Below are 22672 nucleotides of genomic sequence, written 5' to 3'. Positions count from 1 at the left end.
GGCTCCCACAAGCGGATTGGGTCAGCTTTTACAGATCGAATCGATCAACCCTGCTGGCAACCTTCGCCCATGGCGCGGTACTGGATGGTGTGCACTTGGCCTTGATGGTCTTCATAGGTCATGGTCGCAGGCACCACTTCGCAGACATTGGGGATGGTCGACAGGTTGATCACCCTTTTGATGTCCAGGTTCATGGAATAGTCATACTGCTGGGCCACAGGCTCGCTGGAGACGGGCTTGGCCTCATCCGCCAGGGCGAGCGAGGACATACCGACCAGTGCAAGAATCAGTAATGGTTTCATGGTGTTGGGCCTTCAAAGCAATCAAGCTGATCGATTGACTTCATATGCCGTCATTGGCGCGGAGAAGTTGTCATCGACTGCGAAGATGACACGAAGTACCGATCCCGCTTCGTCGTACTGCCAGGGGGGATGGTTGAAATTCTACTCCCCGATCGGAATAGTTGAACCCCGACGTCGGACATTCACCCTTGTAGAATTTGCAACAATCTGCAACAAAAAACGCCTGAAAATACCGCCACAGAGCTTCTGCCACGACTTTCCGGAATGTCCATGACTGCGCTGCACTGCACACAATTGATCGGCCCCGAGCGCCGCCTGCTCGATCATTTCTACCGCCAGCAAGGTTCACGCATGCGTGCAGACAATGAAGGGCAGCTGTGGGTGGCACGGACCACGGCCATCGTCGCTGGCCTGAGCCTCAGGCCCGTGGAGGGTGGCCATTGGCTCAGCGGCCTGTTCGTCGCCCCGACGCAACGGGGCCAGGGCGTGGCCGGGCAATTGGTTAACGCTGCGTTGGCAGAGGCCTGTGGCAGTACGTGGCTGTTCTGCCACCCCGACCTTGCCGGGCTATATGAGCGCCTGGGCTTCGAACCCGCCACGAGCCTGCCGCAAGCCCTGGCAAGCCGCCTGCTGCGCTACCAGCGCAGCAAGCCACTCATTGCCCTGGTGCGGGCTCAGTCGTCGCTGGCATCGAGCCCTGGGAACAGCACCTCGGTGTAGCCGAACTTGGCGAAATCCTGAATGCGCGAAGGGTACAGCCGCCCGATCAGGTGGTCGCACTCGTGCTGCACCACCCGCGCATGGAAGCCGTCGGCAAAGCGGTTGACCGGGTTGCCCTGCGGGTCGATGCCGGTATAGCTGATGTGCTTGTAGCGCGGCACCACACCGCGCAGGCCGGGGACGGACAGGCAGCCCTCCCAGCCATCCTCCACCTCGCTGGTCAGCGGCGTGATCACTGGGTTGATCAGGATGGTCTGCGGCACGGCCTCGGCATCCGGGTAGCGCTCGCTGCGCTCGAAGCCGAAGATCACCAACTGCAGGTCGATGCCGATCTGCGGCGCCGCCAGCCCTACCCCACCGACATGACGCATGGTCTCGAACATGTCGTCGATCAGCTGTTGCAGCTCGGCACTGCCGATCAGGTGGTCGGGTACCGCTGGGGCGATGCGCAGCAAGCGCTCGTCGCCCATCTTGAGGATGTCACGGATCATCGCGGGTTCGGCTCGGACGGTTGGGGCTCGGCAGGATGCTCATGGCCGAGCACGGTCAGGTTTTCCTTGGCCTGGGTGCCCTCGAAATCCTTCTCGCCGGGGTTCTTGCCCTCGGCCGACATGTGCTCGATCACGGCGTTCATTTCAGCGCCCAGTAGCAACACGGCCGCGGAGATGTAGAAATACAGCAAAAGCACGATGATTGCACCGATGCTGCCGTACATCGCGTTGTAGTCGGCGAAGGTCTTCACGTAATAGGCAAAGCCCAGCGAGGCGATGATCCAGACCACCACCGCCAGCACCGAACCTGGGGTGATGAAGCGAAACTTCTGTTTCACATCGGGCATCACGTAGTAGATCAACGCCACCGCCACCATCATCAGGATGATGATCGCCGGCCAGCGCAGGATGGTCCACACGGTGACCACCACCTCCTGCATGCCGACCTGTGCGGCGATCCACTCCATCACCTGCGGCCCCAGCACCATCAGTGCCGCGGTCGACAGCAGCATGCCGGCGATGCCGATGGTGTAGAAGATCGACAGCGGGATGCGCTTCCACACCGGGCGCCCTTCGGGCACGTCGTAGGCGGCGTTCATGGCGCTCATCATCAGGCGCACGCCGGCCGAGGCGGTCCACAGCGCGATCACGATACCCACCGAAAGCAGGCCGCCCTTGGACTGCTGCAACTGGTCGATGACGGGGTTGACCTGTTCCAGCGCCTGGGGTGGCAGCACCAGCTCCGATTGCAGGCGCAACCAGGAGAAGAAGTCCGGCAGGTGCAAAAAGCCGATCAAGGCGATCAGAAACAGCAGGAACGGGAACAGCGAAAACAGCATCTGGTAGGCCAGCGCTGAGGCATAGGTGGACATCTCGTCGTCGAGAAATTCCTGGACGGTGCGTACCAGCACGCGGTGCAAGGGCAGGCCGCGCAGGTCGGGGAAAATCATAGCGTCTCCTTTCGCCGCTTGATCAATACAACAGGCAAGTCTAATAGACCACGCGACTGATGTACCGCTCCCTACCATAGTTGAAGAATTTGCCTGCCTGAAACTGTGCCGGCCTCCACACAGGGAGGCCGGCCAGTCAGTTCACCATCAAGGCTTTTTCACGGCGTCCTTGACGTTGCCCTTGATCTGCTGCGCCTCGCCCTTGAGTTCCTGGGCCTTGCCTTCGGCGCGCAGCTTGTCGTTGTCGGTCACCTTGCCGACACCCTGCTTGATGTTGCCGACAGCTTCATTGGCCAAGCCTTTTGCTTTGTCTTTAGTGCCGCTCATGGCAAATCTCCTGCAAATGGAGACACGGGGTCCGTGTCGACAATGGGTGGACCGGGGCACCTGCCCAGGAGTTTCAAACAATTTGCAGCGCTCAAGCCGAGCGGTAATTCTGCGGGCGAATACCGCACTGAATCGGCCCCAGGCCGCTGCGCAAGCTCAGGCAGCTGCCTAGAATCGCGGCAAACGGCAGCCCCAAGCAGGTTGCCCTCGATAAAAACAACAGTTTTCGGAAACCCCGCACCCATGCGCCTCATGCCTTTGCTCGCGGCCCTGCTGCCGCTGTTGCCCCTGCCTGCACTCGCCGCCGCACCGGCCAGTGACACCTTGCGGGTGGACCGCTATGAAGACGATGGCCAACCCGGCACCCTGCGCTGGGCAATCGAGACCAGCAACCTGCACCCCGGCCAGTACCGCATCGAAATCGCCGCCGTCGGCAAGGCCCCTTACGTCATCCGCCCGACGCACGCTCTGCCGGAAATCAAGGGCCCGGTGCGCATCACCGGCCTGCCCTGGGCGCGAGAGGGGCAGTACGTCGCCATCGACGGCTCCGGCTACATCAAGGACCAGGGAGTGCGCACCTGCCCCGGCGCCCTGCCCGGCCAGTTCGGCACCAACGTGCGCACCACCACCCATCCCGGGCTGGTGCTGCGTGATACCCAGGGCGTGCAGTTGAGCGGCCTTGAGGTGCGCAACTTCTGCATCGGCATCCTGGTCAACCGGGCCAGTGGCAACGTCATCGAAGACAACCGCATCGTCGCCAACAAGGGCGGTGCCGGCATCATGCTCACCGGCGACGACGGCGCCGGCAACCCCACCGCCACCACCACGGTCAACAACAAGGTGCTGCGCAACCAGCTCATCGACAACGGCGATGGCCTGGAGCTGACCCGCGGCGCGGCGTTCAACCTGGTGGCCGACAACCTGTTCCGCTCCACCGCCGCCAACCCCGAGCCCTCCCAGGGCATCGAGATCCTGCTGGGCAACGACAACACGGTGGTGCGCAACCGCTTCGAGAATTACTCCGATGGCCTGCAGATCAACTGGGGCAAGCGCAACTACCTGGGTGCCAACACCTTCAGTGGCAATTCGATCGGCGTCAGCGTGACCGGCGAAGGCAACATCCTCGACGGCAACCAGATCCACGGCAATCGCATCGGTGTGGCCCTGCGCCCGGAACCGGAGGTCACCGCCACGCGCCTGACGGGCAACCGCATCTGGGGCAACAGCCAGGACATTCGCCGCTGCGAGGCAGGCGGCTCGTGCGTGGCCAATCAGCGTACCGGCGCCATCGTCTTTGGCGTGCCGGCCCAGGCGCATGCCCTGTATGTCGGCTCGCGCGGGGTGGGGGCAGAGTTGCCGGAGAAAGACCAGGCGGCCATCTGCGATGCCCAGGGCGAGCCCAAGCCGTGCCAGCCGCTGCCTAACCACAATCAGCAGCCGCCACGGTTGCTGGCGCTGGACGGCGAGGTGCTGCGCGGCGAGGTGAACGGGCCGGCGTCGAGCCTGTTGCGGGTCGAGGTGTTTGGCAATGCCCAGGCCCAGGGCAGCGAGGCCGAGCAGTTTCTGGGGGAAGTGCTGGTGAACAGCGATGAGCAAGGGCGAGCGCGGTTTGCCCAGCCTTTGCAGGGGGCTGCAGGGTTGCACAGTTTTACCGCGACCGTGACCACGGCCGATGGCGCGACTTCCGAGTTGAGCCTGCCGGTTCGTCGCTGAGGCTGCCGGCCTCTTCGCGGGGCAAGCCCGCTCCCACAAGTGCAGCAGCGCTTGCAGAATCAACCTTGCCCCGCCCGATGCCACCCCTCACAATGCAGGCCTTTATAGCTTCACACCGCAGGAACCTGCATGAAACTCGACAAACCCGCCGCCATCGCCCGGCGCAACCAGGCGCTGGCCAACCCGGTGCTCAGCAGCGCCAACACCTTGTTCGCCATCCTCGACCGCAAACGCAACCTGTGGTGGTTCGATGTGCCGGTGGCATTGCTGCGCAAAGGCCAGCCAGACTGGGTCAACCTGCTGCTGCACACCCCCGAGACCGACCAGTTGCAGCACCTCAAGGTGCCCACCAACTTCCTCAAGGCTCACCAGGAGCAGATGGAAGTGCGCAACCCCGGCAAGCGCCGCTCGACCATCAGCCTGGCGCTGAGCGCCGACCGCGACTCGCTGCTGCGCGACACCCGCCCGGGTGGCGAGCAGCTCGACTTCAAGCCGTTCGTGCAGGCCTGATTTCAGGCCCGCTCGATGCGATCGTCATGGATGACGATGCGGCCTTGCTTGAACAACGCACCAATCGCCTTCTTGAAGTTGCCCTTGCTGACATTGAACATGCGGCTGATCACTTCCGGGTCGCTCTTGTCGCACACCGGCAACACCCCACCCTCGGCTTCCAGGCGCGCCATGATCTGCTCATGCAGGCCGTCGGACAGTGCCTGGCCGACCGGCTGCAGGCTCAGGGCAATCTTGCCGTCATGGCGCACTTCCTTGATGTAGCCCTTCTCGTGCATGCCCGAGCGCAGGAACTTGAACACTTCGTTCTTGTGGATCAGGCCCCAGTGGCGGTTGTTGATGATCGCCTTGAAGCCCATGGGCGTCTGCCCGGCCACCAGCAGTTCGACCGGCTGGCCGATCGGGTAATCGGCCGGGGTGCGGTCCAGGTAGCGGTCCAGGCGTGAAGTGGCGGTGATGCGCCGGGTGCGTTTGTCGAGGTAGACGTGCACCACGCAGTAATCGCCGACCTTCAGCGGCCGCGCCTCTTCCGAGTACGGCATCAGCAGGTCCTTGGACAGGCCCCAGTCGAGGAAGATGCCGGCACCGTTGATGTCCTTGACCTTGAGGCTGGCGAATTCGCCGACCTGCACCTTGGGCTTCTCGGTGGTGGCGATCAGCTGGTCTTCGCTGTCCAGGTAGATGAACACGTTCAGCCAGTCGTCGATCTCGGTTTCGGCGTCCTTCGGGATGTAGCGCCCGGGCAGCAGGATCTCGCCGTCGGCGCCGCCGTCCAGGTACAGGCCGAAGTCCACGTGTTTCACGATTTGCAAACTGTTGTAACGCCCAAGCAGAGCCATTTCCGATGTTCCTCAAGACAAGGCGGCTATTCTACACCTGAAGCCCGCACGCTGCCCCACCGCTGATTTGGCGGAACCGTCCGCGCGGCCCTTGCGTCTACCGAGTGGCCAGCCACTGCAAGGATCAGCACATGCCTCTACGCCTGTCCAAAGCCCTGCTCATCGCCTTCAGCTTCGCCCTGGCCCTGGCGGCCTGCAGCCGCATCGACCTGGCCTACCGCAACCTCGACCGGCTGGTGCCCTGGTCGCTGGACGACTACCTGGCGATGAACCGCGAGCAGAAGGCACTGCTCGACGAACGGCTCAAGCAGCACCTGGCCTGGCACTGCCAGACGCAACTGCCCGGCTACCTCGACTGGCTGGACCGGGTGCGCGACATGCTGGCCGAGGACCAGGTCACCGACCAGGCCCTGCAGCAGCGCACGGCCGAAGCCCGCCAGGCGATCGGCCGGGTCGCCGAGCAGATCACCCCCTCGGCCACCGAGCTGCTGCGTGGCATGAGCGATGCCCAGGTGGCGAAAATGCGCGAAGCCTTCCGCGAAGACATCAGCGAGCGCCAGAAGCAATACGCAGACACCCCGCTGCCCAAGCAGATCACCCGCCGCGCCGAACGCATGGAAAAACGCCTGGTGCCCTGGTTCGGCGAGCTCTCCGCCGCCCAGCGCCTGCGGGTGCTGAGCTGGTCGCAGGCGCTGGGCGACCAGAACCGCGAGTCGATCGCCAACCGTGCCCACTGGCAGCAGCAGTTGCTGTTGGCCATGAACCAGCGCGGCGAGCAAAGCTTCGAGCCACGCCTGGCGCAACTGCTGCAGCGCAAGGAAAGCCTGTGGACGCCGGAGTACCGCATCGCCTTCCAGAACAGCGAACAGCAGGCGCGCAGCCTGCTCATCGACCTGGTGCACCAGAGCACGCCGGCCCAACGCCAGTTCCTGCAGGGCCAGTTGGCCAAGGTGCGCACCGATTTCAGCGAGCTCAAGTGCTTGAAGGGGTGATGTGTTGCATCAGTGCCGGCCGCTTCGCGGGCAAGCCCGCTCCCACCCCAGTGTTCCAGATTGTTGTTAGCCCTGTGGGAGCGGGCTTGCCCCGCGAAGAGGCCGGCACAGCCCTTGCCAATCACCGTCCCTTGCGCCGATAAGGGAACACATCGATCACCTTGCCCTGGCGAATCGTCTCCTGCAGCCCCTTCCAGTAATCGGCGTCATACAACTCGCCGTGCAAGCGGCTGAACAACCGCCGCTGGCCAATATCGGCAAACAGGAACGGCGGAAACTCCTCGGGAAACACATCATGCGGCCCGATCGAATACCAAGGCTCGCCCGACATCTCGTCCTCCGGGTAGCGCGGCGGCGGGATATGGCGGAAGTTCACCTCGGTCAGGTAGCTGATCTCGTCATAGTCGTAGAACACCACCCGGCCATGCCGGGTAACGCCGAAGTTCTTCAGCAGCATGTCACCCGGGAAGATGTTCGCCGCCGCCAGCTGCTTGATGGCCAGGCCGTAGTCTTCCAGTGCTTCGAGCACCTGGGCTTCGCTGGCCTGCTCCAGGTACAGGTTGAGCGGCACCATGCGCCGCTCCGTCCAGCAGTGGCGGATCAGCACCGTGTCGCCTTCCAGGGCCACGGTGGACGGCGCCACTTCCAGCAATTCGGCCAGGCACTCGGCCTCGAACTTGCCACGCGGGAAGCGAAAGTCGGCGAACTCCTGGGTATCGGCCATGCGCCCGACCCGGTCGACACTCTTCACCAGCCGGTACTTGTCGATCACCGTGGCGCGGTCGACGGTCTTGGACGGTGAAAAGCGGTCCTTGATGATCTTGAACACGGTGTTGAAGCCCGGCAGGGTGAACACGCTCATGACCATGCCACGCACCCCGGGGGCCATGACGAAGCGATCGTCGCTGCTGGCCAGGTGGTTGATCAGCGCCCGGTAAAACTCCGACTTGCCATGCTTGTAGAAGCCGATCGAGGTGTACAGCTCGGCGATGTGCTTGCCCGGCAGGATGCGCTTGAGGAAGTTGACGAACTCCGCCGGCACCGGCACATCGACCATGAAATACGAGCGGGTGAAGGAGAAGATGATCGACACCTCGGCCTCGTCGGTGATCAACGCGTCGGCCTCGATGCCATGGCCCTCGCGGTGCAGCAGGGGGATCACCAGCGGCCACTGCTCGTCGGCGTTGTACAGCCGCCCGACCAGGTAGGCGCCCTTGTTGCGGTACAGCACCGGCACGAACAGTTCCACGGCCAGCGCCGGGTCCTTGCACACCCAGTCCGGCAGGCACTCGCGCAATTGCTCTTCGAGGCGCGACAGGTCGCCTTCAAGGTCACCGTAGGCGAACGCATGGTCGGCGAAAATCGCCCGCAGCAGGCCCTTGAGGCTGCCATCGAGGCGGTAGGTGCGGGTTTGCGCAGCCCGCTCGCGCCCACGCATCGAGGGCCGCGTGGTGTGGATGAACATGCAGCCGTCGCTGATCTGGTCGTGGCTGAACAGGCTGCAGAACAGCGAGTTGTACCAGGTTTCTGCCAGTTCATCGTCCAGACGCGGGTCGATCAGGCCGATGTAGGCGCTTTTCACCAACGGCCATTGCGCCACCTGCAGCAGCACCTCGTCCTCGAAGCCATCGCGCAGCCAACTGTTGACCTCGCCGACCTTGCGTTCATAGAGGTTGATTCGCGCAGCCGCCGCGCGCTGGCTCTCCTGCCAGCGCGCCTGCGCGAAGCGCTCGCGGGCGCCGAGGGTGATGCGGCGAAAGTGTTCGCGGTAGTCGTCGAAGCCATCGAGGATCATCCGGGCGATTTCGCCGGCAGGCCAGTGCTCGGTCATGCAAGGCATCTCGGTGCAGGTTGAGATAGACAGCTTAGCCGGCCCCGGCATTTCGCGATGCCCCATCGCCGGCAAGCCGGCTCCCACATGTACGGCACTGCTATCAGGGGTTGTGGGAGCCGGCTTGCCGGCGATGGGGCCCGCGCAGATTCACACAGCAAGAAAGCACAAGAACCCATCCCGCCACGTCGCGTACACTCGCGCCCTGCCTTGTACCTGGAGACCGCCGTGAGCCCCATCGCCCTGACCCGCCTGCTGACCCTTGCCGCCGTGTGGGGCGCGAGTTTCCTGTTCATGCGCATCATCGCCCCCGAGCTGGGCACCATCCCCACCGCCTTCTTCCGCGTGTCCATCGCCTGCCTGGGCCTGATCGTCATCCTCGCCGCCGCCGGCGTGCGCTGGAACTTCCAGGGCAAGCTCGGCGCCTGCCTGGTACTGGGCATGATCAACTCGGGGATCCCGGCCACCTTCTATTCGGTGGCGGCGCAGCTGCTGCCAGCCGGCTATTCGGCAATCTTCAACGCCACCACGCCGCTGATGGGCGTGCTGATCGGCGCACTGTTCTTCCGCGAGGCGATGACCCTGCCCAAGCTGTGCGGCATCTTCCTTGGCCTGTTCGGCGTCGGCATCCTCAGCGGCGCCGGCCCTGTAGCCCTGGACATGGCCTTGCTGCAGGGCGCGCTGGCCTGCCTGGCCGCCACCACCTGCTACGGTTTCGCCGGTTTCCTCGCACGGCGCTGGGTCAGTGGCCTGGACAGCCGCCTCTCGGCCTTGGGCAGCATGCTCGGCGCCACCTTGATGATGACCCCGCTGTTCGCCTGGAGCGCACTGACCCAGCCCCCGGCAAGCTGGGGCGGCTGGCAGGTGTGGTTGTCGCTGCTGGGCCTGGGGCTGTTGTGCACGGCCTTCGCCTACATCCTCTACTTCCGCCTGCTGGCCGAGATCGGGCCGGTCAAGGCCAGCACCGTGACCTTCCTGATTCCGGTGTTCGGCGTGCTGTGGGGCGCATGGCTGCTGGATGAGTCGCTGTCGATGGGGCACCTGTACGGCGGCGTGCTGATTGGCGTGGCGCTGTGGCTGGTGCTCAAGCCGGCCAGGCGCGTTGCCTGAAGACAGAGGGGGCAAAGGGCATTACGATACGCAGCCCTCCTGACCTGTAAAACCCCATGCCCCCTGAGCAAACCTCAACCTACAAGATCGTGCTCTGGCGCCTGGAGCAGGATGCGCAAGGCTACCCACCCGCCTCGGTCGAAGGCCTGTGGGCCAAGCGCACCGACGCTGGCTACCAGGTCGACAGCATCCCCTTCTATGCCTATGGCATCGCACCCGGCGACACCATCAGCATCAGCGAGGACGGCGAACAGTCCTGGTTTGCAGCCCTGCAATGCAGTGGCGGCGCCTCGGTATTTCGCATTCTGGTAAAAGCCGCTGGCGACCTGGAACAGGTACGCGCCGCGCTCGAAGACTTCGGCTGCCCGAGCCAGGTGGAAAAGGCCGTGAGGATGCTGGCTGTCGAGGTGCCGCCTTCGCGTTCACTCGACACCTTGCTCTACTACCTGCTGACCCAGCGAGAAGCCGGCACCCTCGATTTCGAGGAAGGCGTGCTGCGCCACGCCATCCCCGAAGAGTTTCGCTAGAACGCCCTACGCTTCGGCCAGCCGCGCCGCGGGCTTGCGGAACACGAACAGCAGGCCGACCACGATCAGGCCCATGCCCAGCAGGCTGAGCGGGGCCAGGCGGTTACCGAAGATCAGGTAGTCCATCAACGCGGTCACTGCCGGCACCAGGTAGAACAGGCTGGTGACGTTGACCAGGTTGCCCTTGGCGATCAGCCGGTACAGCAGCAAGGTCGCCAGCAGCGAGACCACCAGGCCCATCCACAGCAGCGCACCGATGAAACTGGTGCTCCACTGGACATGCAGCGGCTGCAGCGGTGCGAACACCGCGCACAGGGCAAAGCCTGCCAGGTACTGCAGCCCCAGGGTGCCCATGGGGTTGTCGGTGATGCGCTTTTGCAGAATCGAGCCAAAGGTCATGCTGGCCAGGGCCAGCAAGGCGAACAGCATGCCGAGCAGCGACACCCCGCCCAGGTTGATGCCCTGATAGACCACCATCACCAGCCCGCCAAGCCCCAGGCCCAGGCCGAACAGCCGGCTCCAGGAGCGCTGGCGCTCCATCAGCACCACGGTGAGGATCGGTTGCACGCCCATCACCGTGGCCATGACGCCGGGGGTGACATGGGTGTTGAGCGCCAGCAGGTAGAAGATCTGGTAGGCGCCGAGCAGCACGCAGCCGGTGCCCAGGGCGCGCAGGATGGCCCCGCGGGTACGCGGCCAGCGCAGGCCCAGCAACGGGCTGATCAGCAGCAGGCCGGTGAGCGCCAGCGCCGAGCGCAGCAGCAGGAAGGCAAACGGGCTGGCCTGCGCCAGGCCGAGCTTGGAAACGATGGCGCCGCTGCTCCAGAGCAGGACGAACAGGCTGGTGGTGGCCGCCGAGGCCACGGAAGTTTTGCTGAAGGCAGACATGAATGCACCTGTATTCGGGCAAATAAGCCGAACGGTGGGCGTGAACTTCAGTAAGGGAAGTAGCCGACCGTGTTCAGTAGGTTGCGCGTGTGAAGGGATGCGGCCAGAGGCCGATCAGCCCAGCACGACCACGCAGCGAGGCGGAGCTACGCCGCCTACGACGCCACTGACAGGTGGTGGGTAATGACTGATCATGGCCGGCTGCTGGCTGCCACGCACGACCATGCCCGCGACTGGCGCGATGGCAAAGCGTGTGGTGGAAGGGGTGGCTGGCATGAACAGGTCTTCGAGAAAGTGAATGGTCTGGAATATAGCGGTGAATCGGCTGATGGGCAATAGCGGGGCTTTGTGCTGTTCGAGCGGGCCCTATCGCCGGCAAGCCGGCTCCTACATTACCTGTGGGAGCCGGCTTGCCGGCGATAGGGCCCGACCAGCACTCAGAACAACCAGCGATACAACAGGTAAGCCACCACCACCGCCAGCACCGGCCGCAGGATGCGGTAGGCCTTGGGGTTGGCGCGCTTGAACTGCTTCATGCGGGTGCTGATCTTGTTGCTGAAGCGCTTGCTCCAGGCATACGCCTGGTTGATGCCGCCCACGCGCTCGTCATCGGTGTTCTGCGGCGCGGTGGCGCGGCCGAGGAAGGCACTGACCTTGCGGTTGATGCGGGTCATCAGCGGGCTGCTCAGCGGGCGCTCGATGTCGCAGAACAGGATCACCCGGGTCACGTCGGTTTCGTTCTTCACCCAGTGCACGTAGGTTTCGTCGAACATCACGTCTTCGCCATCGCGCCAGGCATAGACCTGGCCATCGACGTAGATGCGGCAGTCGTCGGAGTTGGGCGTCGACAGCCCCAGGTGGTAGCGCAGGGAGCCGGCGAACGGGTCGCGGTGCGGGTTGAGGTGGCTGCCGCCGGGCAGCAGGGCGAACATCGCGCCCTTGACGTTGGGGATGCTGCTGACCAGCTCGACGGTCTTGGGGCACAGCGCCTCGGCCGACGGCAGTGGCTTGTCGTACCACTTCAGGTAGAAGCGCTTCCAGCCTTTCTTGAAGAACGAACCGAAACCGGCGTCGTTGTCCTTTTCGGCGGCGCGGATGTAGCCCTCGTCGAACAGGCGCATGGCCTCCTCGCGGATCACCTGCCAGTTGTCCTTGAGCACATCCAGCTCAGGGAAGCGCTGGCGGTCCAGGTACGGCTTGGACGGCACACCGGAAAACAGGTACATCAGGCTGTTGTACGGGGCGAACAGCGCCGAATGGTTGACGAACTGGCGCAGCACCGGCAGGCGCGCCTTGCCGCGCAGGTGCACGAACAGCACGCTGCCGAAGAACACCAGCAGGACACCCGCCTTGGCGAGGAAGGAAAAGGTCATGCAACACTCCTTGGAATGGAAACAGGCCAGCGCTGCCTGCCCCAAAAAAATCATCCGGCCATCATAAACCCATCCTGCCCAGGTAAAAACAACCTGGGCAGGATCTCAGTCATGAAGATTTTGCAACGAACCAGGCCGACAAATGTTGCGCCGGATCAGCGGCCGGGCTGATTACTGCTGGTTTTCCTGCTCGCTGAACAGGTCGCTGAACAGCATGCTCGACAGGTAGCGCTCGCCGGAGTCGGGCAGGATTACGACGATGGTCTTACCTTGCATCTCCGGTTTTTCCGCCAGGCGCACCGCCGCTGCCATGGCCGCGCCACAGGAAATGCCGCAGAGGATGCCCTCCTCCTGCATCAAGCGAATGGCCATGGCCTTGGACTCGTCGTCGGTCACGGTTTCGACCTGATCGACGATCGACAGGTCGAGGTTCTTCGGCACGAAGCCGGCGCCGATGCCCTGGATCTTGTGCGGGCTGGGCTTGAGCTCCTCACCGGCCAGGGTCTGGCTGATCAGCGGCGAGGACACGGGCTCCACCGCCACCGACAGGATCGACTTGCCCTGGGTGTGCTTGATGTAGCGCGACACGCCGGTGATGGTGCCGCCGGTGCCCACCCCCGCCACCAGCACGTCGACCGCGCCGTCGGTGTCGTTCCAGATTTCCGGGCCGGTGGTCTTCTCGTGGATGGCCGGGTTGGCCGGGTTGTCGAACTGGCCCGGGAGGAAGTACTGGGCGGGGTCGGAGGCGACGATCTCGTTGGCCTTCTCGATCGCGCCCTTCATGCCCTTGGCAGGCTCGGTCAGCACCAGCTCGGCGCCGAGGGCCTTGAGCACCTTGCGCCGCTCCAGGCTCATCGACGCCGGCATGGTCAGGATAAGCTTGTAGCCGCGGGCAGCGGCGACGAAGGCAAGGCCGATGCCGGTGTTGCCCGAGGTCGGCTCGACGATGGTCATGCCCGGCTTGAGCTTGCCGCTGCTCTCGGCGTCCCAGACCATGTTCGCGCCGATCCGGCACTTCACCGAGTAGCCCGGGTTGCGCCCCTCGATCTTGGCCAGGATGGTCACACCGCGCGGGGCGATGCGGTTGATCTGTACCAGCGGCGTGTTGCCGATGGAATGGGCGTTGTCTGCGTAGATACGGCTCATGGCAGGATCCTTGACATGAATTGAGCAGGGAAAGACTTAAAGGGTAAGCCTGCCCCCGAAGCCAGTAAAGCCTGTTCGAACTCCCCGCCAGCACGCGCGGTCAACCGAGCATCCTGCCTTGGAGAGCCCGCGATGAACGCTCGCTACCGCTGGCCGCTGGTCGGCCTCGCCGGCCTGGTGGTGCTGCTGGTTGCCCTGCACCTGGCGCTGCCCTACCTGGTGCGCGACTACCTCAACGACAAGCTGGCCGACATGGGCGAGTACCGCGGCCAGGTCGCTGACGTGGACCTGGCCTGGTGGCGCGGCGCCTACAAGATCAATGGCCTGAAAATCGTCAAGACCAGCGGCAAGGTGCCGGTGCCGCTGCTCGATGCGCCGTTGATCGACCTGTCGGTGAGCTGGCATTCGCTGTGGTTCGACCATGCCGTGGTGGCCAAGGTGACCTTCGTCCACCCCGAGATCAACTTCGTCGATGGCGGCAGCCATCAAGCCTCGCAGACCGGCCAAGGCACCGACTGGCGCCAGCAGCTGGAAAAACTGCTGCCCATCACCCTCGACCAGGTGCACATCGACCATGGCACCCTGACCTTTCGCAACTTCAGCTCCAAGCCGCCCGTCAACCTCAAGGCCACCCAGCTGGACGCCGACATCCGCAACCTGACCAACGTGCGCGACAAGAAGGGCCGGCGCGACGCCAGCTTCGACGCCAATGCCCTGCTGCTGGGCGATGCCAAGGTGGAAAGCCGCGCCACCTTCGACCCCTTCAGCGACTTCGACGACTTCCAGTTCCGCCTGCGCGCCACCGGCATCGAGCTGCGCAAGCTCAACGACTTCGCCAGCGCCTACGGCAAGTTCGACTTCAATGCCGGGCATGGCGACGTGGTGATCGAAGCCCAGGCCCAGGATGGGCGCCTGAACGGCTATATCAAGCCGCTGCTGCGCGATGTCGAGGTGTTCAACTGGCAGCAGGACGTGGAAAACAAGAACAAGAGCTTCCTGCGCTCGGTGTGGGAGGCGCTGGTGGGGGCCAGCGAGACGGCGCTGAAGAACCAGCGCAAGAACCAGTTCGCCACCCGCGTGGAGCTCAGCGGCAGCGTGCACCAGCAGGACATCAGCGCCTTCGAGGCGTTTCTGCAGATTTTGCGCAACGGCTTCATCCAGGCATTCAACGCACGCTACGAGCAGTCGCCGCCGAAAGCCGACTGAGCGGCCGTGACGGGCCATTCAGGGACTGAATACCCGGTCTGCGTTTGCACGCGTCTGGGGCCGGGGTATAGTCGCTGACAAACGATAAACATGTATTGCCCGTTGTGGCCCTATCGCCGGCAAGCCGGCTGCCACAGGCAAACCACAAGCCTTGAAAGCTGTGGCGTACCTGTGGGAGCCGGCTTGCCGGCGATAGGGCCAGTACAGGCCCCCGCAGAGGACACCCCCGATGAAGTTCGAAGGCACCCGCGACTACGTCGCCACAGACGACCTGAAACTGGCAGTAAACGCGGCCATCACCCTCGAACGCCCGCTGCTGGTCAAGGGCGAGCCGGGCACCGGCAAGACCATGCTCGCCGAGCAGCTGGCCGCCTCCTTCGGCGCCCGCCTGATCACCTGGCACATCAAGTCCACCACCAAGGCCCACCAGGGCCTCTACGAGTACGACGCGGTCAGCCGCCTGCGTGACTCGCAGCTGGGCGTGGACAAGGTCCACGACGTACGCAACTACCTGAAGAAGGGCAAGCTCTGGGAAGCCTTCGAGGCCGAAGAGCGGGTGATCCTGCTGATCGACGAAATCGACAAGGCCGACATCGAGTTCCCCAACGACCTGCTGCAGGAACTCGACAAGATGGAGTTCTACGTCTACGAAATCGACGAGACCATCAAGGCCAAGCAGCGCCCGATCATCATCATCACCTCGAACAACGAAAAAGAGCTGCCCGACGCCTTCCTGCGCCGCTGCTTCTTCCACTACATCGCCTTCCCCGACCGCACCACCCTGCAGCAGATCGTCGATGTGCACTACCCCAACATCAAGCAGTCGCTGGTCAGCGAAGCGCTGGATGTGTTCTTCGATGTGCGCAAGGTCCCGGGCCTGAAGAAAAAGCCCTCCACTTCCGAACTGGTCGACTGGCTCAAGCTGCTGATGGCCGACAACATCGGCGAAGCGGTGCTGCGCGAGCGCGACCCGACCAAGGCCATCCCGCCGCTGGCCGGCGCCCTGGTGAAGAACGAGCAGGACGTGCAGCTGCTCGAGCGCCTGGCCTTCATGAGCCGGCGCGGCAACCGCTGACAGGAGCCGGCCATGCTGCTCAACCTGTTCAATGAAATGCGCGCGGCCAAGGTGCCGGTGTCGGTGCGCGAGCTGCTCGACCTGCTGAACGCCCTGCAAAAGCGCGTGGTGTTCGCCGACATGGACGAGTTCTACTACCTGGCCCGCGCCATCCTGGTGAAGGACGAACGCCATTTCGACAAGTTCGACCGGGCCTTCTCGGCCTACTTCAAGGGCCTGGAAAACCTCGACCAGCACCTTGAGGCGTTGATCCCCGAAGACTGGCTGCGCAAGGAATTCGAGCGCTCCCTGACCGATGAAGAGCGCGCGCAGATCCAGTCACTGGGCGGCCTGGACAAACTGATCGAGGAATTCAAGAAACGCCTCGAAGAGCAGAAGGAACGCCACGCCGGCGGCAACAAGTGGATCGGCACCGGCGGCACCAGCCCGTTCGGCTCCGGCGGCTTCAACCCCGAAGGCATCCGCGTCGGCGAAGCCGGCAAGCGCCAGGGCAAGGCCGTGAAGGTGTGGGACCAGCGCGAGTACAAGAACCTCGACGACCAGGTCGAACTGGGCACGCGCAACATCAAGCTGGCCCTGCGCCGGCTGCGCAAGTTCGCCCGCGAAGGCGCCGCCGAAGAGCTGGACATCGACGGCACCATCGACCACACCGCGCGTGATGCCGGGCTGCTGAACATCCAGATGCGCCCGGAGCGGCGCAACACCGTGAAACTGTTGCTGCTGTTCGATATCGGCGGCTCGATGGATGCCCACGTCAAGGTTTGCGAAGAGCTGTTCTCGGCGTGCAAGACCGAGTTCAAGCACCTGGAGTACTACTACTTCCACAACTGCGTGTATGAATCGGTGTGGAAGAACAACCTGCGCCGCACCTCGGAGCGCTTCTCCACCTTCGACCTGCTGCACAAGTACGGCGATGACTACAAGGTCGTGTTCGTCGGTGACGCGGCCATGGCGCCTTACGAAATCACCCAGCCCGGTGGCAGCGTCGAGCACTGGAACGAAGAAGCCGGTTATGTGTGGATCCAGCGTTTCATGGAGAAATTCAAGAAGGTCATCTGGATCAACCCTTATCCGAAGCAGGCCTGGGAATACACCGCATCGACGCACCTGGTGCGGGACCTGATCGAGGACAAGATGTACCCGCTGACCTTGCAGGGGTTGGAGGAAGGGATGCGTTACCTGTCCAAGTAATTGCCGACTGCTCCGGCCCTATCGCCGGCAAGCCGGCTCCCACAGGTACCGAGCACACCCTAATCCCTGTGGGAGCCGGCTTGCCGGCGATAGGGCCAGCAGCCTCACCGCCAACGTTGCAGATACGCCTGCTGCTCCCGCCACGCCTGCTCCTGCACCACCGCCCTGAACCGCACCAGCGCCCCCGGCATGCACTGCGCCAGCTGCGCCAACGCCAACGGCGTCAACGCCCCCAGCCGCGGATAGCCGCCAATGGTCTGCCGATCATTGAGCAACACGATCGGCTGCCCATCCGGCGGCACCTGCACCGCCCCCAGCGGAATGCCTTCGGAGATCATCGGCGCACCCTGGTAGACCAACTGCGGCCCCAACAGGCGGATACCCATGCGGTCGGCGCGGCTGTCCAGGGTCCAGTCGCGGTTGAAGGCCTCGAACAGGCTGGTGCCACTGAAGTCACCGATCTGCGCACCCATCACCAGGTCGAGCACGGGCTTGGCCACGTAGCTCGGGCACAGGGCCGCCGGCACTTCGCGCAAGGCCGGCGAACCTCCGGCAAAGGAAATCATCTGCCCCTTGGCCAGCGCGGCCCCTCGCCCATCGATACCCCCCAGTTCTTCGCGCACGACCGTAGCGCAGCTACCCAGCACCTCCTCACCAACGAATCCACCCGGGGCAGCCAGATACGCCCGCACACCCTGCCTTGGCTGCTTAAGGGTCAAGCGCTGCCCTTTGCCCAAGATGAAGCTGCGCCATGGCAGCAGTGGCTGATCATCCACCCGCGCATCCAGGTCAGCCCCGGCCAGCGCCAGCACGCAATCCTGCTCGGCTACCAGCGCAAAACCACCCAGCGCCACCTCGACCACGGGCGCCCCCAGCGGGTTGCCCAGCAGCCAGTTGGCCCAATGCATCGCCACCCAGTCCAGCGCGCCACCTTGGGTCACCCCCAGGTGGCGCACGCCAAAGCGGCCGGCGTCCTGCAGCTGGCACAAGGCGGTGCTGGCCTCGATCTGCAATTGCTTCATGCCTGCACCTCCACATCACCGCCCAAGGCCACGAATTCGGCCCGCGACACCGCCACGAAGCGCACCCGGTCGCCCGGCTGCAGCAGGCTGTAGCCCTCACGTTCGCGGTCGAACAGGCGCACCGGCGTGCGCCCGATCAGGTTCCAGCCACCCGGCGATACCGCCGGATACGCCGCCGTCTGACGTTCGGCGATACCCACGCTGCCGGCCGCCACGCGCTTGCGCGGCGTGCTCAGGCGCGGGCTGGCCAGGCGCTCGTCGACCAGCCCCATGAAGCCGAAGCCGGGGGCGAAGCCCAGGGCGAACACCGGGTATTCGCGCTCGCTGTGCAAGCGAATCACTTCGGCTTCGCTCAGCCCGCTGCGTGCGGCCAGCACGGGCAGTTCCGGGCCGACGCTGGCGTCGTACCACACCGGGATTTCATGGCGCCGGCCACCTTTGCCGGTGTCGGCCTGCAGGCCGTCCAGCGCCTGGCCGATCAGCGCCCGCGCCTCGCCTGGCGGCAGGTCGAACTGCAGCATCAGCGTAGTGTACGACGGCACCAGGTCCAGCAGATGCACGCCGAACGCCGCGCTCAGGCGCTGGCTCGCAGCGAGCATCCAAGGCATGTTGGCTTCGTCGATACGGTCGAACAGGCGCACCATCAGGCTGTCGATGGCCACCACCTCGATACGCAGCTTCATCGCGCCTCCAGCGCATCGAGGGCCTGGCGGATCTGGCGCACGGCCACCACGGAACTGTCGTTGTCGCCATGCACGCAAAGGGTGCTGGCGGCAAGCTTCAACGCGCTGCCATCATCGGCCACCAGTGTTTCACCGCGGGCCAGGCGCACGGCCTGCTCGACCACCAGGGCCGGGTCGTGATGCACCGCTCCCGGCAGGCGCCGCGAGACCAGGTGGCCGCTGGCAGTGTAGGCGCGGTCGGCGAAGGCCTCGAACCACAGCGGCACGCCGACTTCATCGCCCAGGGCCTGGGCCGCGCGGTTGTCGGCGGTGGCCATGAGCATCAGCGGCAGGCCGCTGTCATAGGCCGCGACGGCTTCCAGCACGGTACGCAGCTTGAGCGGGTCGGCCATCATGTCGTTGTACAGCGCGCCATGGGGCTTCACATAGGCTACGCGGCCGCCGAGCACCTTGCAGATGCCGTCCAGGGCACCGATCTGGTAATGCAGCAGGTCGCGGATTTCTTCAGGGCTGCAGGCCATGGAGCGGCGGCCGAAGCCGACCAGGTCCGGGTAGGCCGGGTGCGCGCCGATGGTCACGCCGTGCTCCAGCGCCAGGGCCACTGTGCGGCGCATGATGCTTGGGTCGCCGGCATGGTAGCCGCAGGCGATGTTGGCGCAGTCGATGTAGGGCATCACCTCGGCATCCAGGCCCATGCGCCAGCTGCCGAAACTTTCGCCCATGTCGCAATTGAGTAGCAGGCGTTCCACCTGGCGTGCTCCTGTTTCGATGTTCATGTGCCTACCTTAGCGCGCCTTGAGTTGCTTGCCGCGGGTTTCCGGCAGGCTCAGGGCCGCCAGGATCACCACACCGTAAGACACCGCGGCGAAGCCGCCAATCCCCAGGCCCAGCGATACCTTCTGGCTGAGCAGGCCGATCAGCAGCGGGAACAGCGCCGCGATCACCTTGCCGATGTTGTAGCAAAAGCCCTGCCCCGAACCGCGGATGCGGGTGGGGAACAGCTCGGTGAGAAACGCGCCCATGCCGCTGAAGATGCCCGAGGCGAAAAAGCCCAGGGGGAAGCCCAGCCACAGCATCAGGTCGTCGCTGACGCGCATCTGCGTGTACAGCAGCACGATGACGAACGACCCCACGGCAAACAGGATGAAGTTCTTCTTGCGCCCCAGCAGGTCGGATAGATACGCGCTGATCACGTAGCCCACGTAGGAGCCGACGATCACCATCGCCAGGTAGCCGCCGGTGCCCAGCACGCTCAGGCCGCGCTCGTTCTTGAGGAAGGTCGGCAGCCACGAGGTGATGGCGTAGTAGCCGCCCAGCGCGCCGGTGGTCAGCAACGACGCACGCACGGTGGTCCAGAGCATGCCGGGGGCGAAGATCTCGTAGAAGTGCGCAGGCGCCTGGGCCTGTTCCTCTGCCTTGGCCTGGCGATACACCTCGGGGTCCTTGACCAGGCGGCGCACGAAGATCACGAAGATCGCCGGCACCAGCCCGAGCAGGAACAGCGCGCGCCAGGCCTGCTCTGCGGGCAACCAGGAAAACAGCAGCGCATAGAGGATCGCCGTCAGCCCCCAGCCAAGCGCCCAGCCGGACTGCACCATGCCCACCGCCTTGCCCCGGTCCTGGGCGCGGATCACCTCGCCGATCAACACCGCCCCGGCGGTCCACTCGCCGCCGAAGCCAAAGCCCATCAGGGTGCGGGCGATCAGCAGTTGCTCGTAGTTCTGGGCAAAGCCGCAGAGGAAGGTGAAGAAGGCGAACCACAGCACCGTCAGCTGCAAGGTGCGCACGCGGCCGATGCGGTCGGAGAGGATGCCGGCGACCCAACCGCCGATGGCCGAGGCAATGAGGGTGCTGGTATGGATCAGCCCGGCTTCGGTGGTGCTGATGCCCCACAGCATGATCAGCGTGGGGATGACGAAGCTGAGCATCTGCGTGTCCATGCCGTCCAGGCCATAGCCGATCTTGCAGCTCCAGAAGGTGCGTCGTTGCTGGGAGTCGATGTCGCGGTACCAGGCGAAAGGCCCGCTGGAAGATGAGGGCGAAACCTGCTGCTGCACGCCGGTCGGGTTCATGCTTGCCTCGGCTTGTTGGTATTGTTTTATGGGCGACGTCTGGCGTCGCGGCCTGGGCATCATTGTTCAGAGCCTGCGCAAGATGCGTCCAACGAGAAAAACCGCCGGTCTGGAACAAGAAAAACTGATCATGAACCTTCGCTTCCTCGAAACCTTCGTCTGGGTCGCCCGGCTGAAAAGCTTTCGCCTCACCGCCGAGAAACTGTTCACCACCCAGGCCTCGGTCTCCAGCCGCATCGCAGCGCTGGAGGCCGACCTGGGGGTGAAGCTGCTGCTGCGCGATTCACGTGGCGTCAGCCTGACCCCGGAAGGCGCCAAGGTGCTGGAGTACGCCGAACGCATGCTCGATACCGCCAAGGCCATGAAGCAGTCGCTGGACAGCGACCGGGCCAAGGTCGGGCGCATTCGCCTGGGGGTGATGGACACCGTCATTCATACCTGGATGAGCGCGCTGGTGGCCGAGCTGAGCGAGCGTTACCCGCAGGTGGAGATCGAATTGGTGGCCGATACCGCGCTCAACTTGCGCGAACAGCTGCAAAAAGGCTTTCTCGATGTGATCCTGCAGACCGACCTTTTGCGCGAGCAGTCGATTCGCAGCCTGGACCTGGCGCGCTACCCCATGGGCTGGGTGGTGGCCGCAGGCTCTGCCCAGCACCGCGACTACGCCTCGCTGGCGGAACTGGGCCGCGAGCGGATCGTGACCTTTTCGAAGAACTCGCGGCCGCATCAGGAAGTGCTCAGCCTGCTGCAGGGCGCGGGTGCCGAAAGCCCGCGCTTGAACTGTGTGAACTCGGTGGCGGCGATCACCCGCCTGCTGCGCGATGGCTTTGGCATTGGCGCCCTGCCGCCGGCGTTGGTGGATGCGGAACTGGGCCGCGGGGAACTGGTGCTGCTGGAGGGGTTGCAGCCGCCGCCGAGCCTGGAGCTGGTGGTGGCCTGGCAGACCGGGGTGGCGCTGGTGGATGAGGTGGTCGGGGTGTGCCGGCAGGTGCTGGAGCGCTATGCGCGGGATGTGGGCGGGCAGCGGATTGTGCTGGTCTGAGATGTGTTTGGTGGCTGTACTGGCCCTATCGCCGGCAAGCCGGCTCCCACAGGTAAATCACTGCACTTGAGAACAGTGGTGTTCCTGTGGGAGCCGGCATGCCGGCGATAGGGCCGCTACTGGCACCGCGATGAATCAGCGCCAGCTCTCTTTCACCGCCTTGCGCCGCCCACCCAGGATCACCCAACCAATCCCCAGCAACAGGCTCTCGACCACCAACGCCAGCACGAACCCCGCACCCACGCCCCAGCCGATCGCCTCCGGCACCAGCAGGATCTGGTAGCTGTAGCCCTTGAGCGTCTCCTCGCGCAATTGCGGGTCCGGCTGCACCAGCACATGCCAGGTGGTGGTAAGCCACGACCCCTGCAGCGCCTGCCACTCGTCCTCCAGCAACTGGTTGCGGATCATCAGGCTTTCGATGCTGTTGGCATCGCTGTTGAACACCGGGTCGTCACTGCTGCGGTAGTGGCGCAGCAACGCCTGCAAATCGCCATTGAAGAAGCGCTCGGCGGTCTGCTTGAAACCATCGAGCGCCTGGCGCGATTCGAACAGGTGCGCCTCCACCCGCTGGCTGTAGTCCTTGACCAGCCCCGGCACCTGTATGCCGGCCAGCAGGCCGACGGTGAACAGCAGCAACCGCAGGTAACTTCTGAACATGCAGC

25 protein-coding genes are annotated in these 22672 nt (G+C 64.4%); 11 read left to right on the top strand and 14 right to left on the bottom strand.

What is annotated here, in order from left to right; translation table 11 throughout:
• Nucleotides 1-44: 44 nt before the first annotated feature.
• Nucleotides 45-302 (bottom strand): DUF2790 domain-containing protein, encoded by a 258-nt coding sequence (locus B3E94_RS02835; RefSeq protein WP_176517830.1) that lies wholly within the window; start codon nucleotides 300-302, stop codon nucleotides 45-47.
• 270 nt (nucleotides 303-572) lie between these two features.
• Here B3E94_RS02835 and B3E94_RS02830 point away from each other — a divergent pair, with 270 nt between their 5' ends.
• Nucleotides 573-1022 (top strand): GNAT family N-acetyltransferase, encoded by a 450-nt coding sequence (locus B3E94_RS02830; protein WP_286912241.1) that lies wholly within the window; start codon nucleotides 573-575, stop codon nucleotides 1020-1022.
• On the opposite strand, the gene def is transcribed toward B3E94_RS02830, so the two are convergent.
• The 3 genes from def to B3E94_RS02815 all read right to left on the bottom strand — a co-directional run bounded on the left by def (nucleotide 977) and on the right by B3E94_RS02815 (nucleotide 2790).
• The gene (gene def / locus B3E94_RS02825) at nucleotides 977-1513 is read right to left on the bottom strand and encodes a peptide deformylase (protein WP_176517831.1); all 537 of its coding nucleotides are present in this window, start codon (nucleotides 1511-1513) and stop codon (nucleotides 977-979) included. The genes B3E94_RS02830 and def overlap by 46 nt on opposite strands.
• Nucleotides 1510-2463, bottom strand: a complete 954-nt coding sequence (locus tag B3E94_RS02820; protein WP_176517832.1) for a YihY/virulence factor BrkB family protein — start codon at nucleotides 2461-2463, stop codon at nucleotides 1510-1512. The genes def and B3E94_RS02820 overlap by 4 nt, the downstream gene beginning before the upstream one ends.
• Nucleotides 2464-2610: 147 nt before the next feature.
• Nucleotides 2611-2790 carry a CsbD family protein gene (locus B3E94_RS02815; RefSeq protein WP_016711918.1) on the bottom strand — a complete coding sequence of 60 codons (180 nt, stop codon included), beginning with the start codon at nucleotides 2788-2790 and terminating at the stop codon, nucleotides 2611-2613.
• Nucleotides 2791-3033: 243 nt separating this feature from the next.
• Between B3E94_RS02815 and B3E94_RS02810 the strand changes: the two genes are divergently transcribed.
• Nucleotides 3034-4503, top strand: a complete 1470-nt coding sequence (locus tag B3E94_RS02810; RefSeq protein ID WP_286912239.1) for a right-handed parallel beta-helix repeat-containing protein — start codon at nucleotides 3034-3036, stop codon at nucleotides 4501-4503.
• Between the two features lie 129 nt (nucleotides 4504-4632).
• Complete coding sequence (locus B3E94_RS02805) at nucleotides 4633-5013, top strand: hypothetical protein (RefSeq protein WP_176517834.1); 381 nt, start codon at nucleotides 4633-4635, stop codon at nucleotides 5011-5013.
• 2 nt (nucleotides 5014-5015) lie between these two features.
• On the opposite strand, the gene B3E94_RS02800 is transcribed toward B3E94_RS02805, so the two are convergent.
• Nucleotides 5016-5852 (bottom strand): CvfB family protein, encoded by an 837-nt coding sequence (locus B3E94_RS02800; protein ID WP_286912238.1) that lies wholly within the window; start codon nucleotides 5850-5852, stop codon nucleotides 5016-5018.
• A 131-nt stretch (nucleotides 5853-5983) separates the two neighbouring features.
• Between B3E94_RS02800 and B3E94_RS02795 the strand changes: the two genes are divergently transcribed.
• Nucleotides 5984-6844 carry a DUF6279 family lipoprotein gene (locus B3E94_RS02795; protein WP_286912237.1) on the top strand — a complete coding sequence of 287 codons (861 nt, stop codon included), beginning with the start codon at nucleotides 5984-5986 and terminating at the stop codon, nucleotides 6842-6844.
• A 121-nt stretch (nucleotides 6845-6965) separates the two neighbouring features.
• Here the strand turns inward: B3E94_RS02795 and aceK are convergent, their stop codons facing one another.
• Complete coding sequence (gene aceK, locus B3E94_RS02790; RefSeq protein WP_176517837.1) at nucleotides 6966-8675, bottom strand: bifunctional isocitrate dehydrogenase kinase/phosphatase; 1710 nt, start codon at nucleotides 8673-8675, stop codon at nucleotides 6966-6968.
• Nucleotides 8676-8903: 228 nt separating this feature from the next.
• Here aceK and B3E94_RS02785 point away from each other — a divergent pair, with 228 nt between their 5' ends.
• Nucleotides 8904-9785 carry a DMT family transporter gene (locus B3E94_RS02785; RefSeq protein WP_236237958.1) on the top strand — a complete coding sequence of 294 codons (882 nt, stop codon included), beginning with the start codon at nucleotides 8904-8906 and terminating at the stop codon, nucleotides 9783-9785.
• Between the two features lie 56 nt (nucleotides 9786-9841).
• Entirely contained in the window at nucleotides 9842-10312 is a 471-nt protein-coding gene (locus B3E94_RS02780) for a DUF4265 domain-containing protein (protein WP_286912234.1), read from the top strand.
• Nucleotides 10313-10318: 6 nt separating this feature from the next.
• Here the strand turns inward: B3E94_RS02780 and B3E94_RS02775 are convergent, their stop codons facing one another.
• On the bottom strand, nucleotides 10319-11200 hold the full coding sequence (locus B3E94_RS02775) for a DMT family transporter (protein ID WP_286912233.1): 882 nt from the start codon (nucleotides 11198-11200) through the stop codon (nucleotides 10319-10321).
• A 183-nt stretch (nucleotides 11201-11383) separates the two neighbouring features.
• Between B3E94_RS02775 and B3E94_RS02770 the strand changes: the two genes are divergently transcribed.
• Nucleotides 11384-11539, top strand: a complete 156-nt coding sequence (locus B3E94_RS02770; protein WP_286912232.1) for a hypothetical protein — start codon at nucleotides 11384-11386, stop codon at nucleotides 11537-11539.
• A gap of 98 nt (nucleotides 11540-11637) precedes the next feature.
• Here the strand turns inward: B3E94_RS02770 and B3E94_RS02765 are convergent, their stop codons facing one another.
• Both B3E94_RS02765 and cysK read right to left on the bottom strand, forming a co-directional pair.
• On the bottom strand, nucleotides 11638-12573 hold the full coding sequence (locus tag B3E94_RS02765; protein WP_176517842.1) for an aspartyl/asparaginyl beta-hydroxylase domain-containing protein: 936 nt from the start codon (nucleotides 12571-12573) through the stop codon (nucleotides 11638-11640).
• A 171-nt stretch (nucleotides 12574-12744) separates the two neighbouring features.
• A complete protein-coding gene (gene cysK / locus B3E94_RS02760) occupies nucleotides 12745-13719 on the bottom strand; it encodes a cysteine synthase A (protein WP_286912231.1) in 975 nt (324 codons plus the stop codon).
• Between the two features lie 132 nt (nucleotides 13720-13851).
• Between cysK and B3E94_RS02755 the strand changes: the two genes are divergently transcribed.
• From B3E94_RS02755 to B3E94_RS02745, 3 genes are all read left to right on the top strand, one after another.
• Complete coding sequence (locus tag B3E94_RS02755) at nucleotides 13852-14925, top strand: DUF748 domain-containing protein (protein ID WP_286912230.1); 1074 nt, start codon at nucleotides 13852-13854, stop codon at nucleotides 14923-14925.
• A gap of 229 nt (nucleotides 14926-15154) precedes the next feature.
• Nucleotides 15155-16000 (top strand): AAA family ATPase, encoded by an 846-nt coding sequence (locus B3E94_RS02750; protein WP_176517845.1) that lies wholly within the window; start codon nucleotides 15155-15157, stop codon nucleotides 15998-16000.
• 12 nt (nucleotides 16001-16012) lie between these two features.
• Entirely contained in the window at nucleotides 16013-17191 is a 1179-nt protein-coding gene (locus tag B3E94_RS02745; protein ID WP_176517846.1) for a vWA domain-containing protein, read from the top strand.
• Between the two features lie 104 nt (nucleotides 17192-17295).
• Here B3E94_RS02745 and B3E94_RS02740 read toward each other — a convergent pair whose 3' ends face one another.
• The 4 genes from B3E94_RS02740 to B3E94_RS02725 are packed head-to-tail and all read right to left on the bottom strand — an operon-like array spanning nucleotide 17296 to nucleotide 20968.
• The gene (locus tag B3E94_RS02740; protein ID WP_286912229.1) at nucleotides 17296-18213 is read right to left on the bottom strand and encodes a biotin-dependent carboxyltransferase family protein; all 918 of its coding nucleotides are present in this window, start codon (nucleotides 18211-18213) and stop codon (nucleotides 17296-17298) included.
• On the bottom strand, nucleotides 18210-18896 hold the full coding sequence (pxpB, locus tag B3E94_RS02735; RefSeq protein ID WP_286912228.1) for a 5-oxoprolinase subunit PxpB: 687 nt from the start codon (nucleotides 18894-18896) through the stop codon (nucleotides 18210-18212). Before pxpB ends, B3E94_RS02740 begins: the two co-directional genes overlap by 4 nt.
• Nucleotides 18893-19672 carry a 5-oxoprolinase subunit PxpA gene (locus tag B3E94_RS02730; protein ID WP_286912226.1) on the bottom strand — a complete coding sequence of 260 codons (780 nt, stop codon included), beginning with the start codon at nucleotides 19670-19672 and terminating at the stop codon, nucleotides 18893-18895. Before B3E94_RS02730 ends, pxpB begins: the two co-directional genes overlap by 4 nt.
• Before the next feature lie 9 nt (nucleotides 19673-19681).
• Nucleotides 19682-20968 (bottom strand): MFS transporter, encoded by a 1287-nt coding sequence (locus B3E94_RS02725; RefSeq protein ID WP_286912225.1) that lies wholly within the window; start codon nucleotides 20966-20968, stop codon nucleotides 19682-19684.
• A 130-nt stretch (nucleotides 20969-21098) separates the two neighbouring features.
• On the opposite strand from B3E94_RS02725, the gene B3E94_RS02720 reads away from it, so the two are divergent.
• A complete protein-coding gene (locus B3E94_RS02720; protein ID WP_176517073.1) occupies nucleotides 21099-22010 on the top strand; it encodes a LysR family transcriptional regulator in 912 nt (303 codons plus the stop codon).
• 135 nt (nucleotides 22011-22145) lie between these two features.
• On the opposite strand, the gene B3E94_RS02715 is transcribed toward B3E94_RS02720, so the two are convergent.
• A complete protein-coding gene (locus B3E94_RS02715; RefSeq protein WP_236237965.1) occupies nucleotides 22146-22667 on the bottom strand; it encodes a DUF2937 family protein in 522 nt (173 codons plus the stop codon).
• Between the last annotated feature and the right edge of the window lie 5 nt (nucleotides 22668-22672).

It is taken from the genome of Pseudomonas sp. UBA6315, assembly GCF_002438125.1.
In the GTDB taxonomy this organism is placed as follows: domain Bacteria; phylum Pseudomonadota; class Gammaproteobacteria; order Pseudomonadales; family Pseudomonadaceae; genus Aquipseudomonas; species Aquipseudomonas faucium.
Note: the sequence above shows the minus strand (reverse complement) of the source record. Positions and strands in the feature narration are given on the sequence as shown.